General features: G+C 33.3%; 13 protein-coding genes, 1 pseudogene and 1 riboswitch. Of the genes and pseudogenes, 2 read left to right on the top strand and 12 right to left on the bottom strand.

What is annotated here, in order from left to right:
* Positions 1-57 precede the first annotated feature (57 nt).
* The 12 genes and pseudogenes from MKY02_RS11305 to MKY02_RS11360 form a co-directional block, all read right to left on the bottom strand.
* Positions 58-513: a GNAT family N-acetyltransferase gene (locus MKY02_RS11305; protein WP_076065053.1), complete on the bottom strand. Its 456-nt coding sequence runs from the start codon at positions 511-513 to the stop codon at positions 58-60.
* 54 nt (positions 514-567) lie between these two features.
* Positions 568-1,305 carry a cyclase family protein gene (locus MKY02_RS11310; protein WP_038181602.1) on the bottom strand — a complete coding sequence of 246 codons (738 nt, stop codon included), beginning with the start codon at positions 1,303-1,305 and terminating at the stop codon, positions 568-570.
* A 78-nt stretch (positions 1,306-1,383) separates the two neighbouring features.
* A riboswitch (SAM riboswitch) is annotated at positions 1,384-1,479 on the bottom strand.
* A 475-nt stretch (positions 1,480-1,954) separates the two neighbouring features.
* Positions 1,955-5,125: an ATP-binding cassette domain-containing protein gene (locus tag MKY02_RS11315; RefSeq protein WP_340711193.1), complete on the bottom strand. Its 3,171-nt coding sequence runs from the start codon at positions 5,123-5,125 to the stop codon at positions 1,955-1,957.
* 432 nt (positions 5,126-5,557) lie between these two features.
* On the bottom strand, positions 5,558-5,974 hold the full coding sequence (locus MKY02_RS11320; RefSeq protein ID WP_246832412.1) for an SRPBCC family protein: 417 nt from the start codon (positions 5,972-5,974) through the stop codon (positions 5,558-5,560).
* Between the two features lie 138 nt (positions 5,975-6,112).
* Positions 6,113-6,226: pseudogene (locus MKY02_RS11325) on the bottom strand (ArsR family transcriptional regulator); the annotation flags it as partial.
* A 536-nt stretch (positions 6,227-6,762) separates the two neighbouring features.
* The gene (locus tag MKY02_RS11330) at positions 6,763-8,487 is read right to left on the bottom strand and encodes a putative bifunctional diguanylate cyclase/phosphodiesterase (RefSeq protein WP_340711195.1); all 1,725 of its coding nucleotides are present in this window, start codon (positions 8,485-8,487) and stop codon (positions 6,763-6,765) included.
* A 522-nt stretch (positions 8,488-9,009) separates the two neighbouring features.
* Complete coding sequence (locus MKY02_RS11335; protein ID WP_076065057.1) at positions 9,010-9,555, bottom strand: GNAT family N-acetyltransferase; 546 nt, start codon at positions 9,553-9,555, stop codon at positions 9,010-9,012.
* 133 nt (positions 9,556-9,688) lie between these two features.
* The gene (locus tag MKY02_RS11340) at positions 9,689-10,645 is read right to left on the bottom strand and encodes a tyrosine recombinase XerC (RefSeq protein WP_246832140.1); all 957 of its coding nucleotides are present in this window, start codon (positions 10,643-10,645) and stop codon (positions 9,689-9,691) included.
* Between the two features lie 1,086 nt (positions 10,646-11,731).
* Entirely contained in the window at positions 11,732-12,709 is a 978-nt protein-coding gene (locus tag MKY02_RS11345) for an MBL fold metallo-hydrolase (protein ID WP_051448619.1), read from the bottom strand.
* Between the two features lie 205 nt (positions 12,710-12,914).
* Complete coding sequence (locus tag MKY02_RS11350) at positions 12,915-13,391, bottom strand: hypothetical protein (protein WP_038181580.1); 477 nt, start codon at positions 13,389-13,391, stop codon at positions 12,915-12,917.
* Positions 13,392-13,418: 27 nt separating this feature from the next.
* Positions 13,419-14,294 carry a hypothetical protein gene (locus tag MKY02_RS11355; RefSeq protein WP_340711197.1) on the bottom strand — a complete coding sequence of 292 codons (876 nt, stop codon included), beginning with the start codon at positions 14,292-14,294 and terminating at the stop codon, positions 13,419-13,421.
* A 30-nt stretch (positions 14,295-14,324) separates the two neighbouring features.
* The gene (locus MKY02_RS11360; protein WP_038181570.1) at positions 14,325-15,152 is read right to left on the bottom strand and encodes a MerR family transcriptional regulator; all 828 of its coding nucleotides are present in this window, start codon (positions 15,150-15,152) and stop codon (positions 14,325-14,327) included.
* A gap of 109 nt (positions 15,153-15,261) precedes the next feature.
* Here MKY02_RS11360 and MKY02_RS11365 point away from each other — a divergent pair, with 109 nt between their 5' ends.
* The gene (locus MKY02_RS11365) at positions 15,262-15,708 is read left to right on the top strand and encodes a GNAT family N-acetyltransferase (RefSeq protein WP_038181564.1); all 447 of its coding nucleotides are present in this window, start codon (positions 15,262-15,264) and stop codon (positions 15,706-15,708) included.
* A gap of 57 nt (positions 15,709-15,765) precedes the next feature.
* Complete coding sequence (locus MKY02_RS11370) at positions 15,766-17,139, top strand: MATE family efflux transporter (RefSeq protein ID WP_076034947.1); 1,374 nt, start codon at positions 15,766-15,768, stop codon at positions 17,137-17,139.
* Positions 17,140-17,241 lie beyond the last annotated feature (102 nt).

Raw genomic sequence — 17,241 nt, forward strand, 5'->3', positions numbered from 1 at the left:
ATGCTCTTATTGTTTTTTATTTAATCTTTTTGTTAATAGAATGATTAATCAATATACTTATAACTCTAATGTCATAAATACACTATTCGGATCCTCAATGTAATTAGAAAATGGCCTACAATATTGAAACCCATTTTTCAAATACAGCTTCTTTGCGGGTTCAAAAGCCTCCATTGAACCTGTTTCTAAACTTAAACGCTTATAATTGCGGTGCCTAGCCTCTTCAATAATATGCTCAAGCATACGCCCTGCAACGCCTCTCCGTAAGTATAATGAAGAAGTACGCATGGATTTTATTTCACCATGGTGTGCATCCAGTTCTTTTAGTGCTCCGCAACCAATTAATGCACCGCCTTCCCATGCACTCCAGAAAGTAATTTCTGTTTTTTTCAATTCCTCGATAGTTAACGCATGTATACTTTCTGGTGGAGAATTTAGTGCCATACCTTGAAGATGCTCCTCCAACAACGCTTTAACTTCATCTCTTGATAAATCATCAATTTTAATATCCAAAGAGTTCACCTTCAGTTTCAATTATTCATTTGCTAGTATTTTTTAGATGAATATTTAAGGCAGAATAGCAAATGATCGAACTGGGAAGCCAGAAGCCTTCTCAGGTTTAGGAACGATGTTAAAGATGACAGCCCCTTTTGCAGGTAGCTGGTCTAGATTAGTAAGCAACTCTACTTGATATGTATCTTGTTCCAATACATATAGTTCACCTAGTAATGCATTGTTTTGACGGTATAAAATGCTAGAATCCGTATCAAAAGTTTCATGCCCTACTGCTTTGATATGACGCTCTTCAAACAAGAACTTAAGTGCATCTACTGACCATCCTGGTGCATGTGGATTTCCATCTGCATCAAAGTTATTAAATGCTTCAACATCAGGCCAACGTTTGCTCCAATCCGTACGAAGAGCAACAAATGTACCTGCCTCAATTTCTCCGTGTTCGGCCTCAAATTTCAAAATATCTTCAACTGCAATGGTGAAATCATGATTTTCTGCTGCATCTTTAGAATGATCTATTACAACAAGTGGCAATGCAAGCTCTTTTAAATCTAATTCTTCTAAATAACGAGCATCACGAACAAAGTGAATAGGTGCATCTAAATGTGTTCCATACTGTCCAGCAAATGCAAAATTCTGAGCAAAAAAGCCATCATCATGTGAAAATAGAGTTGTTTTTTCTAACCCTTTAAATGCGTTGAAACGTGGTGTTTCTGCTCCAAAAGTATGTGTTAAATCAATCCATTTCTTTTCCTTTAACGTTTGTAGTGCATTGATTAATTCTGTTGACATATCCATCACCTCATCATTTTTTTAAAACAAAAAAACCTCTCCTTGATAAGAAGAGGTTGGCGATACGTCCATGCGCTCTTCTTATCTTCAAGCATACGCTTCTGGAATTAGCACGGTACATCGTCCGTTGCTGAGATTTCATAGGGCCAGTCCCTCCACCTCTCTGGATAAGAAAAAAGTTATTTTGTTGATTCTTAATTTACAACTTTAGAAATCTATTGTCAATGAAAATTTTAGAAAATTCTTTATAATATATGACTCTTATAATCAATTATGATAACTTTTTCTTCTAAATTAAAGGCATCAGATACGATTCTAGCCTCGTTTGATACCAAATACTATCCATCTAGCATCTATATCTTCATTCACATATTCTTTATTGTTGTATTCTATATTACTTAATGAACGAACTATCTTTACATCGGAGTTAATGAATTCCTCTTGCAAATCTTCATGGTTGTTTGTAATCAAGTATGCATGGGTCCATAACCAATCTCCAATCTTTTGTCTAACCAGGTTGACAATTTTAATCCAACAATCCCTCTTCTGAATAGCATAAAAACTCATTTGCAATTTTTTATTGCAAATGAGTTTTCTTCATTGCGTGACAGCTAATCTTTACTTAAATATCACATTTTTTATATTTAATTTAATTATTTTGCTCAAGGAATTGATATATCCCCATCATCTCTCGCTTATTCAACTCACGAATACGATTGAAAATTGGAATATGAGCTACAGCCTCAAGATTTGGACTTTCAGCAACAACATCACTTACTTTGCCAGTTAACCATGTTTGCACGTCTATGCCATCTACGATTTCCTTACGCCCTTCATCATTGATGCCACTTTCATAACAACTAACACATGGTACTGATAATTTATACACACCATCATGTAGTCCATCTTCAGAAATTACTTTCTTCCCTTTACAGAAAGGACATTGATGACTTTTTTTAATCTTATTAATTTGAGTGACAATTTTTTTGTAACCAAACGCTTCATAGACATAGGTAAGCTTTTTATATTTACCATTGGTGAAATACTTATCAATGATCGTTTCTCTCGTTTCGGTAATATTTTCAAAATCACAGATGGTGATCCGATTATTCATGCTGATGGATTCGATATTGCCGCTAATACTGCCCCAAAAAGGTAGTACATTTTGTAAAACCATTTCATAATGGGCAAAGCTTCCCTGCTCCAGTTCAAACATTTTCAAAGCAACCTGTGTTCCCCTAGGTAATAAGGAGACATCTTCAGTCAAAGTCATATCACCACCGACGATAGCTTTTAGTTTTTCTAGTATCTGTAACTTACCAACTGTTTTCAACACTTGATCAATAGGCTGCTGAATAATCTTTCGAATATCCGTGTCGTCAAATTTTAGCTTTTTATGATGGTTTAGCACGGTTCCTTCACAGATTGGACAGGTAATCAACTCTTTAGATGCTTTTATTTGCTCTTTAATAATCGATTTAGATACAAATATATAGCGGCCAATGATTAAATTAAAGCCTTCCCAAATCCTCGAAGCTTTGCCTGCTTTATCATAGAATGACCTTTCCCAATACCCATATAAAAAGGTGTGTTTTTCTGCTTCCGTCATGTCATTAAAACTTTTACTTAAATCCTGACCGAGCTCATTCTTAATCTCATCAAAGAGGAATTGCAATTTTGGATATTGATAGAATTTTAAAACCTTCATCACTTCTGGATGGAATAGGCCATCCCAGAATGGCACGGTTTTGTCCTGAATAACAATATCTATATCAAATTTTTCACTTACTTGGCGCCCAGAGCAGGATGGACAATGGTTTTCTTGATTATAGAAATCAAAGCTATTCGTATTTTTATTGGTCGGATGAGCTGCCACAATATGGTTGATCAAGCCTCCCATTTCATAAAGAAAACTATATTGACTATACAAATGCCGCTCTAAATCAATAGCGATGACGGGTGCAATTGTTTCCGATTCGTATTCACCATAAATCAAACGTGCAATTGATGATAAGCTTTTTAGGATGCCACCCTTATAGACGTTTTCTGCATTTTTAAAATAGGCAATATGATTTTCTTTTAAGTAGTTAACCCCATTTTGTTGATTGAGTGTTGAAGAGATTCGTAATGGAACAACTCTGTCTTCACTGTTTTTTTGACGATAATAGTCTTCATGTCTGACAACATCTAGATGCTCTACAGGTGCAAGCTGTCTTTTACCAAAATCAACGATAAAATCAGAGTTTTCTAGCATATACGCATTATGTTCAATCATTATTATTGAGACAGTTTCATCTTGCAAAATGCTTCTCAGACTATCGATGAATTGATTTAAAATATTTTGTGATAAACCTTTTGAAGGCTCGTCAAAAATAAAAAGCGTATGTGGGTTTCTAGAGTTGGCAAACAGCTCCGAAACTAAATGGACACATTGAAATTCACCAGTCGATAAGGACTGTGTTTTTCTTTCCAACGTCAAATAACCAAGTCCAAGTTTGATCAATAAACTCAAGCGTTTATGAGCGATATCTCCTTCTGGGAGTTCATCAATAATATCTTCAATCGAGCGCTGAAAAATATCATTAATATCTTCACTATATTTTGTGAGTTTCCTTTTTATATCAAGAAACGTCGCAACTGTTGACCTACTCGTAATCGATTGGTTTCGTTCTTGCCCGACCATGACAATTTTATCTTTTGGATATCGCTTCAGAAAGTCTTTGGCCATACATTCATTAACAAGTGTCGATTTACCACATCCTGATTCACCCGTAAACGTTACAAGTCTATTTTGAGGAATCTGAATTTCTGCCATTTGAATATTACGACAGTAAAGCTCTTTGAATTGATAGTAACCTGTTGGCAATGCTTCATTTTGTTCCCAAATGATTGGTTTTGGACGTGGTGATTCTTCAACAATTTTCCCGCCGTATTTACCACTACCTGGACCAAAAAACAATTGCTCATCCGTTGCGTCAAGCACCGTGTCAGAATGATCAATGAGCCAAATTTGATTCTTATAGCCCAATTGTTTAATCTGTTCTAAAATTTTCAATAGCGTTTGGTGATCTAGACCCACAGATATTTCATCAATAATAATAACGGTATTTTCACTTGATGCCATAAATTCTGCCAAGTACAGGCGTGTTAATTCTCCGCCTGACAATGTACCCATAATGCGATTTAATGTTAAGTAACCAATATTCATATTGATCATATTTTTGAGAATATGTTGTTTACCTTCACTAATATTTAAAACTTCTGCAAGTGAAATAATAGATTCAATGCTTAAGTCGTTAATATCGGCAATATTATGTGGTTTATCAAATAATTCCATCATATATTGCTCAACTTCTTGATTATAGCGCTTCCCCTGACACTTAGGACATTCGACATTTTTAGTTGTTCCACGACCTTTACAACTTGGACACCACCCTAACTCATTATTAAATGAAAAAACTTCTGGAGACAGGTTGAATTTTTCAGCAAGAGTAACACGAATGTCTTTAAATACGCCTGTATGTGTACCAATTGTAGAACGCGGATTAGAAGAGATTGATGATTTTCCAAGGAAAAGGACTAAAGGCATTTCTTCCATCTTGATGGCACTAAAATTTGTATCCATAATTGTTGGAAATAAATACTGATATTCAGCTTTTGGCAATAAAGAAACGAGACGCTTCTTGGATTCTTCACCAATTGTTTGACAGAAAGTCGTTTTACCAGATCCAGACAAACCAGCAATTCCTAACGATTTATCTACTGGTAGTACGGCATCTAAATTGTTAATATTATTTGCAATTAATTGATTGATTTTCATAATGATGCCCTCTCGATTCTGTAAATTTAATATTGCCATAATTGTAAAACTTCAATTGAATTTGTTGTTTTTTTCATCGACAATCTTATACTAACTTGAGAGGAAGATTTCTAAAACCGTTTTGAAGAAACAATTTAATGGCACAATTCCAGCAATTAGTCTGCACTTATATATCAGATAATTGCTCGCTTATTTTATATTTTTTTCCATTAAGTGCGAAATAAAAAGGGCTTCCTTCTTGCTTCAGAATTACCTCATATCATAAGAAAGAGCACAATTCTTGCTACGGAATTGCGCCCTGTTAAAGAATGGTTTATTAGTATAAACGGTTAATATTAATCCTCATCGTTTCTATTTGATTGATATATTCAAGTACCTACTCAAAAAGTTGGTCCTGAACATCAGGCATCAATGAGAAAGAAGATATCATTTTTACTGTTCTGCTAGTACTTTTCCAAGCTGGGCACCCATATTGGTCCAAGCATATTTAGCTCCTTCGATAGCTCCTTGGCGTGCTTTTGTTTCTTCACTAAATCCAGTTTGATCTAGATGTAGATGGATAGTTCCATCTGAACCTTTTTTCAAAGTCCATGTAATAGTAGTGCTTTCTCCGGCACTTAACCATGTGTAAGATAATGTATGAGGCTCGTCCACTTCGAGTACCTCACAATCTACAACTCCATCCCACCACTCATTTGGCTCAGCTCTAAATTGAAATTTATGTCCTACGATTGGTTTAAAGTCATTTTTCCATATCCATTTCGCTAGTGTATCCGAATCTGTTAAAGCGTTCCACACCTGCTCGATTGAATTTGTAAATTGAAAATCTAATGATACATCTGGTTTCATTTTTTGTTCCTCCAAAATAAGATTTAATTTGATAATTCTCTCTTTCCAGAATCCTTCGTAAAAAGATACCCAATCTTTTATTTCTTTCAACGGAGTTGCATTCAACCGATACCTTGTCTCTCTACCAACTTTTCGGGCAATTACAAGATCCGCATCTTTAAGGATAGCCAAATGCTTAGAAACTGCTGTACGCCCCATTTGAAAATGAACCGTTATCTCATGTAGGGGTAATTCTTCAACATCTGTTAACATTCGAAGTAATTTTCTTCTTGTTGGATCGGCAACAGCGTCATAAACATCCCTCACTTGACCCTTTTCGTTCAAAATCACCCCCACCTTTTCATTATTATTTCCTGTAATGTCAACGATTAAACTTTAATTACCTAATAGGACACCTTTTAGTATCTTATCGATTATAGGACACCAAAAGGTGACGTGTCAAGTTCCCTGCTATTCCATTAACTAGGCCATTAATGGAATAAGGTTTGATTCTTAGTGCCTTTCGATAGCTTTCTATTTTAAGAAGCTTTAGATGCTCTTAGAGGTGTTACTTATGATGATTATAGCCGCTAACAAAGTCGATCTATCGGGTGTTGTAGAGGTCACTGGAACCCCTCTCAGTGCAACTTTCGTTCTTGCTGGCTTAACTTAATCCTATGAACTATAAACCTAACAACAACGTATTGGGATCAGATTATAAAATCCATTCAAAAAAACAAACAAAAAGGTCACCACAGCGTATAGTGGCGACCTTTTTATATGGTTTTCTTATTATAAAAAGCACTTCATTACATTCTCAAAACATATAATTCATGCAATTTTGCGGAAAATTCATCAGTCGGTAATGGCTTACTAAAGTAATATCCTTGTGCAAAGTCACATAGGTTTTCACGGACGATATACAATTCATCTTCCGTCTCTACTCCTTCAGCAACCACCTTCATATTTAATGCATGCGCTAATTTGATAATAGCAGTCACCATTGCGACATTACTAAGTCCTGTTTTTAATCCACGGATGAAAGATTGATCAATCTTCAAAACATCAATTGGAAACTGCTTTAAATAGCTGAGTGAGGAATAACCTGTTCCAAAATCATCAATCGCGATGATTACACCCAGTTCTTTTATTTGATTAAACGTTTCAATTAATTCTTCTGTTTGATGCATTAAGCTCATTTCGGTAATTTCCAACTCTAAATTTTTAGCTGGTAAACCTGTATCTCTTAATACTGCACGTAAATTGTGTACAAAATTTCTTTCCTTCAAATGAATAGGCGAAATATTAACTGAAATACGAATATCAAACCCATATTCATCAAGCCACTTCTTCATTTGTTTACAAGCTCTTTTTAATGTCCATTCACCAATAGAACTAATCAATCCGCACTCTTCTGCAAAAGGGATAAATTTAGATGGAGAGATAAAGCCGTAATCTTTATCATACCAACGAATTAAACCTTCCATTCCGATTAATTGATTTGTTTTTAAATCGATTTTCGGTTGATAATACAGTTGAATTTCATCTTGCTTTATAGCATGACGGAGTTTTGTTTCTAGCAGCAGGAATTGATTATGAGTACTATTCATCGTATTTTCATATTGTATGTAATTGCTGACTTTATTCTTTTTAGCCTCAAGCAAGGCGACATTCGCACATTTTATTAAGTCCTCTGGTGTACTTGCATCGGCTAGGCTTGAGCTTATGCCAATACTGATGGAAGAATAAAATTCAAATTGTTCAATCAAAAAACTTTCTTCAAAATTAGCCATTATTTGATGTGCTTTCCAAATAGCTTGTTCATTATTCTTCATAATAATGGCGAATTTATCACCACTATAGCGAAACAGTGATTTTTCATCGATACCTAATCTTTTCAGGCGTGTCGCTACTTCAATTAGAAATAGATCCCCTGTTAAATGACCTAATCCATCATTAATACTCTTAAAACGGTCAATATCCATCATTAAGAGTGACAATGAAAAACCTCCTTTATGTGCATTTTTGAATAGATCTGCTAAACATATATTCATCATTCGACGGTTATATAAGCCTGTCAATTCGTCATGGTAAGCAAAGAGTTTTAGCTTTTTTATATTTTTTTGTTCTGTTATATCTGTCCGAATCGATACATATTGGTAAAGTTTACCCTTATCATTCAAAAAAGGTATGATTGTTGTTTGCACCCAGTATAAACTACCATCCTTTGCACGATTACAAATATCACCACGCCATATTTTCCCGCTCCCAATTGTACGCCATAATTCTTTAAAAAAAGCTTTAGGATGATGACCAGAGTTCAACAAACGGTGATCTTGCCCAATTAACTCATCTTTACTGTATTTAGAAATGGTACAAAAATGATTATTTACAAATGTAATGATACCTTGATTATTTGTTATAGCAACAATAATAGATTGGTCTAATGCATGCTGAATATCTATTAATTGTTGTACTGTATACGCATCATTAAGCTGGCTAAGACCTGTCGCTTGACTATAACTTTGGTCCATTTGACCTCACTCCTAATCAGTTCGGCATTATTCGAGCAATTTCTCTCTTGTTACTATTTTATCACAACCAATATAAGGCTATTATTCAAATAAAAACAAAAGGTAAAAAGTCCTAAACTGAAAAAAGCATGAAAAAATTAAAGTTTGAATAAAAATCTCCTATTATCAAATTATTACACTATTAATATAGTATTTATAGTAATTGAGATATACTTTTTCTACATTTTATAGGTTCCTGACTGTAAAATAATTGAAAAACATCAAAAATCAAATGGGATTATCAATAATTTTAGCTAGTTCAATTGTCTGAATCTAAAAAATGAAATAGAAATTTCATAAGCTAATTTTTCTCGAATTATCTTAAAGAGATTTTACAAATAACTTTTCTAATCAAGCTTAAAATATATAAAATTCTAAATATTAGGCAATAATAACTATTAATTTTTTACCTGTATTTTTTAGTAGTTTACATAATAATATTATGTAAACTACTAAAAAAAAGACCATTCAAGATGGTCTCAACTACTTAATTTCCCATTCTTCAAGAAGAATGCTATAAACGGCATGGTCTACAAAATGATCGTATAACCACTCTGATTGACGACTAATACCTTCTAATGTCATTCCTAACCTTTCTGGAATCGCTCTACTTCTCTTATTTTCAATAGCAGCGCGAATTTCTATACGTTTTAGCTTCAAATCATGAAAGGCATGATCCATAAGCTTATGTACTGATTTGGTCATAATACCTAACCCTTCATAGTCCTTCGATAACCAATATCCGATACTTGTAGACTTGTTTTGCCAATTAATATGGTGAAAACCAATAACTCCAACTATGTTACCTTCATATACGATAGCTGTTTGGAAGCCATCATTAGCACAAAATTGCTTTATAGTTGACCGGATAAATTGCAATGCATCTTCAACAGATTTATTTGAATCTATAAAGGGCAACCACTCTCTTAAACTCTCTTTTGAACCCATCATAACTGTAAATAGCTCTTGTGCATCATGCTCTTGTAATAACTTCAGTTGCAATTTCTCATCAATCTTTACTGTAAACATATGAAACCTCCTCATAATAATGTAATAATAAGGAATTATAGTACTAATAGAGTACTGTGTAAATAGAATTAAATAAAATAAATCCGCTAACTCAATATGAGTGCGGATTTTTAAGTGAAATACATTGTTCTTATTAAATTAATTGATTAAATGGATTGTTTTCAATTACTTGTTGAATTTCTTTATCCTCTACATGCGTATAAATCTGCGTTGTAGAAACGCTAGAGTGCCCTAAAATCTGCTGTAAACTACGAATATCTGCCCCACTTTTATACATCATTGTCGCAGAAGTATGACGTAATTTATGTGGTGTTAGCTTTGTTTTATTTAATCCTGACTGCTCGTTAATCTCTTTTACTATTTTAGCAACACGTTGCCTTGTTAGGCGTGTTCCTTTCTGTGATAGAAATAGGGACTCGTTCGTATCTGAGTCTTTAATAGCATAGCGTTCTTTTTTTAAATAACGTGATAGAGCATTCTGACAAGCTTCATTTAAGAAAACGGTTCTTTCCTTATCACCTTTACCTGTAACAGTTAAATAGTCACCTTGTATGGAGGTTAAATTCAGCTTACATAGCTCTGTTACACGTATTCCTAAGTTTAAAAAGAAGGTAATCATGCAATAATTACGATAGTAATGCGTAGATTCCTTTATTCCATCTATGAAAATTCTTGCCTCTTCCATCGTCATATAAATAGGTTGTCGCTTCCCTATTTTAGGAGATTCTAACTCACTTGCAGGGTTATCTTCTATTAAGTGTCGTTTTGATTTCAAATAATTGAAAAAGGATTTTAATGTAGCACCTTTTCTTGCTCTCGCATGGGCACTATTTCGTCTTTGCTCCTCACAATACTCTAAAAACAAGTACATGTCTTCTAATGATATTTCTCGGATAAAATCGATAGTTATGTCTGATATATCTATTTGATCCACTAACTTTAGTTCTATATCTTGTTGTACAGCTTTTAAGAATCTAAAAAATAATAATAAATCATATTCATATTCTTCACGTGTTCTTTTTGACTTTCCTTTAATTGCTGTTAAATAAACTAGGAAGTCTCTCATTACTTTTGGGTATGTATTTTGCAAAATTGGTCACCTCTTATACTCTTATTTTAGCATAAAAAAGGTTCCCAAATGCATATTTGGGAACCTTTTTTTGAAAAACTATTTTTATCAAAACCCTCCTTCCAAAACGTTCTGTTTCCTCCCAAAAATTAGGTTGCTTCAAATTCACTCTCAGACGATTCGAGAATGCAATACACGCATCATTACAGGTCTCGAATCGCTTTTATTTTTCGAGTTTTCTCCCCTATTTTAGCAATAAATCAAAATAGAATTTGGAAAAACGCGTTATAGTAGTTAATAATTGTAATGCGAAAGTGATTACTAAAAGTGTCTTAAAAGGACGAAATTTTTTATAAATTGGAAGGAAGCTAGTGGCGGAACGCTTGAAAGTAACATTGACAAATTACAAGAAACGTACGATTCGATTAAGGTGAAGGCGATTATAATGCAGCTGAGCACACATTACTGATAACAATCTCACTTGCAACCGAGGTAGAAGATCATCGCAACTATTAATGAAATATATGTTTTATCTGGATTTAAGAAGGTTAATAGTATGTATCCTACATTTTCGGTAAAAAAGTACTTTTATTTGTATAAAAACTATAAAAATTTATTTTTATCCCTAAATTTACAATTTATTTAAATTTAATAGAAATACTATTATTGAATAATGAGGTATAAGAAGCTTCTATTGATTTAGAAATTTTAACTAATGATTAAAATACCAATAATACTCTATTAGGCAAAAAATACAATTAAATATTATTATGTAAAAATCAAACAATAAACTTGAGAAAGACGAAGAAGCGATAGAGGGACTAATTTTATCTAAATAATTATTAGAACATTATAAATATAAAAAATTATCTATCTTCTTATTATCCGAAATGATTCATTTATATGAAAAGTCAAATGATACAGAAAAGTTAGAATATATTGCAATTGGGTTTGTGAAAATGCAGGAGGAATTTTCAAACAGTAGTTATGAATGGAGGACAAAACGTTTGGCAAATAAAAAGGTGTTTTAAAGCATGTAGACGAACATTCAAAATGAAGGACTAACACCAAACAAAACCCACACCCTGAATGGTGTGGGTTTTGTTATTACAGTGCTTTATAGTGCCAAACGTCATTTTGCAATGATTTCTTTAAGAGGCCACCTTCTTCTAAATAGTCTAAGTAGCCAATGACTTCTGACATAACAAGAGAAAACTCTGTATTGTACTTATGACGATATAAATCTTGTGCTATTTCTTTCGGATGGTGTATCCCTTCTTTAATAACTGAATATAAACGATTCGCTTTACGTTGCATCTTATCTAGCTTTTGCAAGATGACATTTTGATGGTCTTCAATAATTTCTTGATGCCCAGCAAAAAGGTATTCTATTTCTAATTGCTCTAGCCTTTTTAATGATTTCTCATGTTGTCTCACAGGATGTAGACGCTTACCTTTTATATCTGGATCTACAATTGCATTTGATGAAGTCGTTTTTAAAACTACATCCCCTGCAAATAACCATTGCCTTTCCTCATCATAAAAACTAATAGAGTCAGCAGAATGCCCTGGGGTTTCTAATACTTTCATGCCTAAGATACGATCCCCTTCTCCTATTGGACGAATGACTGTTTGAAGAGCGAGTTCATTTTTATGTTCAATTGTCTGTTGTAATTTTTCAAGGCGAGGCTGCGCTTCTTCTATGCACCCCATCGATATGTATAGTTCAGTAAAAAATTTCTTTCTCATCACAAGAAATTCTTGTTCCACCATTAGACGAGGAATGGCTTCATGATGTGCATAAACAGGGATATCATTTCTCTGTAAAATCCAATTGACTAGGCCCACATGATCTTCATGATGATGAGTCAAAAGAATACGAGATAAATCATTTATTTGATATCCATTTTCAGACAATGTCATCGTCAATGCATCTTTGTATTTGTTTGTATTAATCCCCGCATCTATTAAAGATAATGAATCTCCGTCATTTAAAATATAGCTATTAATCGTACCTACATTACCATAACTTGTAGGCACAATGATTGGATATATTGAACGAGACTTTTTCTTTATATGAATCAAATCCATCACTTCCTATTTAAAATACTTACCTTACCGTTTATAGTATAGAACTTTTCTACTTTTGGAAACAAAAAAAGACTGCTATAGTATTTAAGCAGTCTTAGTTTATTTTTGAAAAGAGTAGTTCTTCACTACTTCTAATATTGAAAACGAAGTTGGCAAATGGATATAGGTGAAGTGATATTCCACTCAATACCTATCCGATTCACCGTACTTTTTTTAATATATATAGTTTACCCGCCTGTTCATTTAAAACAGCTACTGTAAAGTCGTACGTCTCACTTTCCATAATGTCTTGAACGGAATCGTCATTCTCATTGTTTTTAAAGTAGTATTTCCCGGTCTGTTCATCAGTTGGTAGAGCGTGTTGAATTTGCTTAGCTACTAATTGTTGAAACTCTTCACTAGCAGGTAATGGTTGCCATTTGTCATGTTCTTCAATTGATTCTTTAAATCTTTTAACTTGCTTTGGTTTCATAAGGTATTCAGCATAAAATTCTCCGTTTGTTTTGAACTGCTTGTGCCTGTCACTATTAGATACAAGTACAGCTCCTTTTGGAATTTTCGCTTCTATCATTCGCTCTGCATGCCTTGTAATATCGGAATGCACAATTAAAAAATAATACCCTACTAATACAAAAATTAATAGTGCTCCTGTTAATACGAATATTTTCTTTGACAACACAACCGCCCACCTTAAACTGACTTATTAAGTCGTTTTAATAAATTGATAATAGATCATTTCATCAGTTACTTTAAAACCTGCTTCTGTAAAAACATCCAACTGTTCATCTACGTCTAGAAATAACTCAGTTTGTGTAAAAGGATGATAGGAAAAGATATGCATCAATGATTTCCTTAATAACTGAGTACGCTTTTCTTTCTGTAAGCTGCTTTGAAATGTATAATGATGAATTTCTCCTAAATAGTGCATGGGTTCAACTCTTACATATGCATACCCTGAAATGTTTTTTACTTCATCTATGTAGAAAAATAGTTTCTGTTCCTCATTTAAAGTAGATGTGAACTTAAGCCATTCATCATCTTCGATTTTCAAGAACTTACAAAACGATAAATGAAAAGGATGTACATTGGATTGTATTTCAGATGTTTCTTCATTAGCATGCTTTTCAATAGTATTTCTAAATGCCTTTGTTAAAAACATTCGTTTTATTTCATTTGCCTGTAGCTTTAATAGTAACTGACGCATGCTATAGTTACTTTCATTTACGAGAAATTCAAATATTCGCAGGTCAGTCGGCATGTCTCCATTTAGAGCCAGCCACATATCTTCAGCTAACAAAGGATATTTGTTTGGATATTTGACAAAAGGTCCACAAACTTTTGCTTTGTTTAAAGTCATATAAACATCAAAACCCAGTGCTCCAATAATTTCCCCATGATCATAAGCGACTACGAATGATTCTTTTAATGGCAAATCAGAGAAATAATAAGTAAGCTTGGAATGGATAGTATGACGCTCTAAACTACAAAACCCTATATGATGTTCTTTCTGATTGTTCATCATTTCTAAAAATACTGCTAGTAATGGTATATCCGTTGGTCGTTGAATTTGTACAGTCATCTGATGTGTCCCCCATAGCGCCAATGGATATCAACTTTTTTCAACCTCTATCATTATTTTAGTAACGTAATTATCAATACCATTAACTGATACTGCATCTAAAATATATTCTTCATATGAATAGCCTTTTAATTGTAACTGATGCTCTATACTATACGCAATCAACCTATCATAAGTTTCAAAAATATTGACTTCATCGCCTATATGATATCCGACGATATAAAAGCCAGATTGTTTCGACCAAATATTCTCTCCCTGCCAACCTTTCTTCATTTTGGTGTATAAAAATGAATAATTTTCAAAATCCCTTTCCAATATTTTATCTTTGTGAAGGATTGCACCTATAGGATGGCCACTATATAACTCATAGTTGTCACTATAATTGATAAAGTTGGAAACCGATTTTAGAAACTCCTTGTCTGTAGTGTCAAGTGTGCTGTCACTTCTTAATAGCAACTCTTCTTCAGAATATACTAATGAAATACTTTCAAAGTCTGTTTGTAATGCGTTTTTTGTTATGGCTATTTTAGTATCTAGTATTTCTCGTAGATGAGTAAGATTTTCGATTTTTTTCTCGATCAATTGTGTTTGTTGTTCTAATAATTCGATTGATTCAATTGGCGTTTTATTTTGTAAAAAAGCTCTTATTTCTTTTAACGGCATTTTCAGCTCTTTTAAAAGCTCTATGACTGCAAAAACTTCATATTGTTGATAAGAATAATATCGATATCCTTTTGCTGTTTTGATTTCAGGTGTCAATAAACCAATTTCATCATAATGAAAAAGTGTTTGTTTTTTTACATGACAGATTTTTGCAAATTCACCAGTTGTGAAGTATTTACGTAAATTTTCGCTCATTTAAGTCTTCTCCCTTGACTATACGGTTACCGTATACCTTATCATTCAAATATACCATGTGAAATGGTAAGTAAAAAGAATTTTTTTCTATTGAAGGGAACTGATAGTCATGAGTATAGAGATTCATGACGTAACGCAAGAAAATGAAAGGGCCATATTGAAATTAAGTGTGGCAAAAGAGCAAAAAGGATTTATTGAAACACCTCAAGAATGTTTGCAAGAAGCTAAAGAAGATTTACATTACCACCCTGTTGGATTATACGCAGATAGCAAGTTAGTTGGCTTTGCAATGTATGGATATTTCCCAAATGAGGATGGAGATCAAGTTTGGTTAGATCGTTTCCTTATAGATGCTAATTTCCAAGGGAAAGGGTTAGGAAAAATTATGCTTCAAGCATTAATCAAGAAATTAACAAATGAATTTAATTGTCAAAAAATATATTTAAGTGTATATGAAGATAATCCAGGTGCTATTCATTTATATAAGAAATTTGGTTTTGAATTTAACGGTGAACTAGATGTTCACAACGAGAAGGTTATGGTTAAAGCTGTATAGTTTAACCCCACATTATAAACGGAAATGTGTGCTTCTCCTTTTTAAGGAGTATTATTAATGTCAGATTCAACGTTTAAGTTACAAAATAATTCGGTTCCTAAAGTTTTTGCATCTTATTTATTCCCCTCTCTTTTAGGGATGCTTTTAATGTCTATCAATATATTAGTGGATGGCATATTTGTTAGTAATGGAATTGGTCCAGAAGCTCTTGCGGGAATAAACATTGCTGTACCTATTTTCTCTATTCTCTTGTCGATTTCTTTGTGGATCGGCATGGGAGGAGCTACGTTGTATTCCATTTCAATTGGTCAAGCAAATATCGCTAAAGCTCGTTCGATTTTTACCCAGTCATTTGTGTTAGCTATATCAATTGTCGGGATTTTAGTTGTTTTCAGCTTATGGAAGCAACAAGAAATTGCTTATTTATTTGGAGCCAGTGATGAAATTCTTCCTTATGTCGAAGATTATTTACATGTTATTTTACTATTTGGTATTGTCTATGTATTAGAGAATATTCTAAGTATTTTCATCCGTAATGATGGTAACCCAAAACTAGCTATGTTTGGATTAATTACTACTTCAGTATTAAATATCGTTTTCAACTACATTTTCATTTTCATGATGGATATGGGTGTAGCTGGAGCAGCATATGCAACAGTACTTTCTACAGTAGTTGGTGTCATCGTCTTACTGTATCATTTTGTGCGTAAAGAAAGTGTCCTACGATTTGTTAAATTCTCCGTTGATTATAAATCGATGGAAGAAATACTAAAAATCGGTTCACCGAGTTTTGTAGTTGAAGGTTCTGCCGCTATTATTGTCGTGGCTTATAATATTACATTTAGTCATTTTGTTGGTGAAATCGGTGTAACTTCTTACGCCGTAGTGAATTACTTACATGTAGTTTTCCTAATGGTTTTCTTAGGCATTGGTGCTGCCCTACAACCTATTGTGAGTTTCCATTTTGGTGCTAAACTTTATGGTCGCTTACAATCCTTTTTAAAACTTGGTTTAATAACAGGTATTGGCTTCGGTGCAGCCGTCTTACTAATTGGCTTGTTATTCGCAGATCCAATGATTGCGTTATTCGGAGTGAAGGACCCAGAGGTTATTGCTTTTACAAAAGAAGGTATTTCTTATTTCTTCATAGGGTATTTATTTTTAAGTTTCAACTTAATAATGGCCGAATATTATCAATCTATTAAGCGAATTCGATTATCTATGTTTATCATAATGGCAAGAAGTCTTGTATTATTTTTACCATTACTTTGGATATTACCTAACTATTTTGGATCCCAATTTATTTGGTTAGCTTTTCCTTTAGCTGAAGGGCTAACAATAATTGCTCTATTAATAGTTAAAAAACTTTTCCGTAATGTTTTACCGGAAAAAGAATTGGGAAATACAGTCGAAAAAACCATTATTTCATAATTAAATCTATTTATTTAGTCGCTTAAACACATATTTTCTAATATAACACTACAATAGAACTAGCATATTAAAGAATTTGTTATTTATACATGGTTTTTGATA

This window comes from Viridibacillus sp. FSL R5-0888 (assembly GCF_038009105.1).
GTDB classification, from domain to species: domain Bacteria; phylum Bacillota; class Bacilli; order Bacillales_A; family Planococcaceae; genus Viridibacillus; species Viridibacillus arenosi.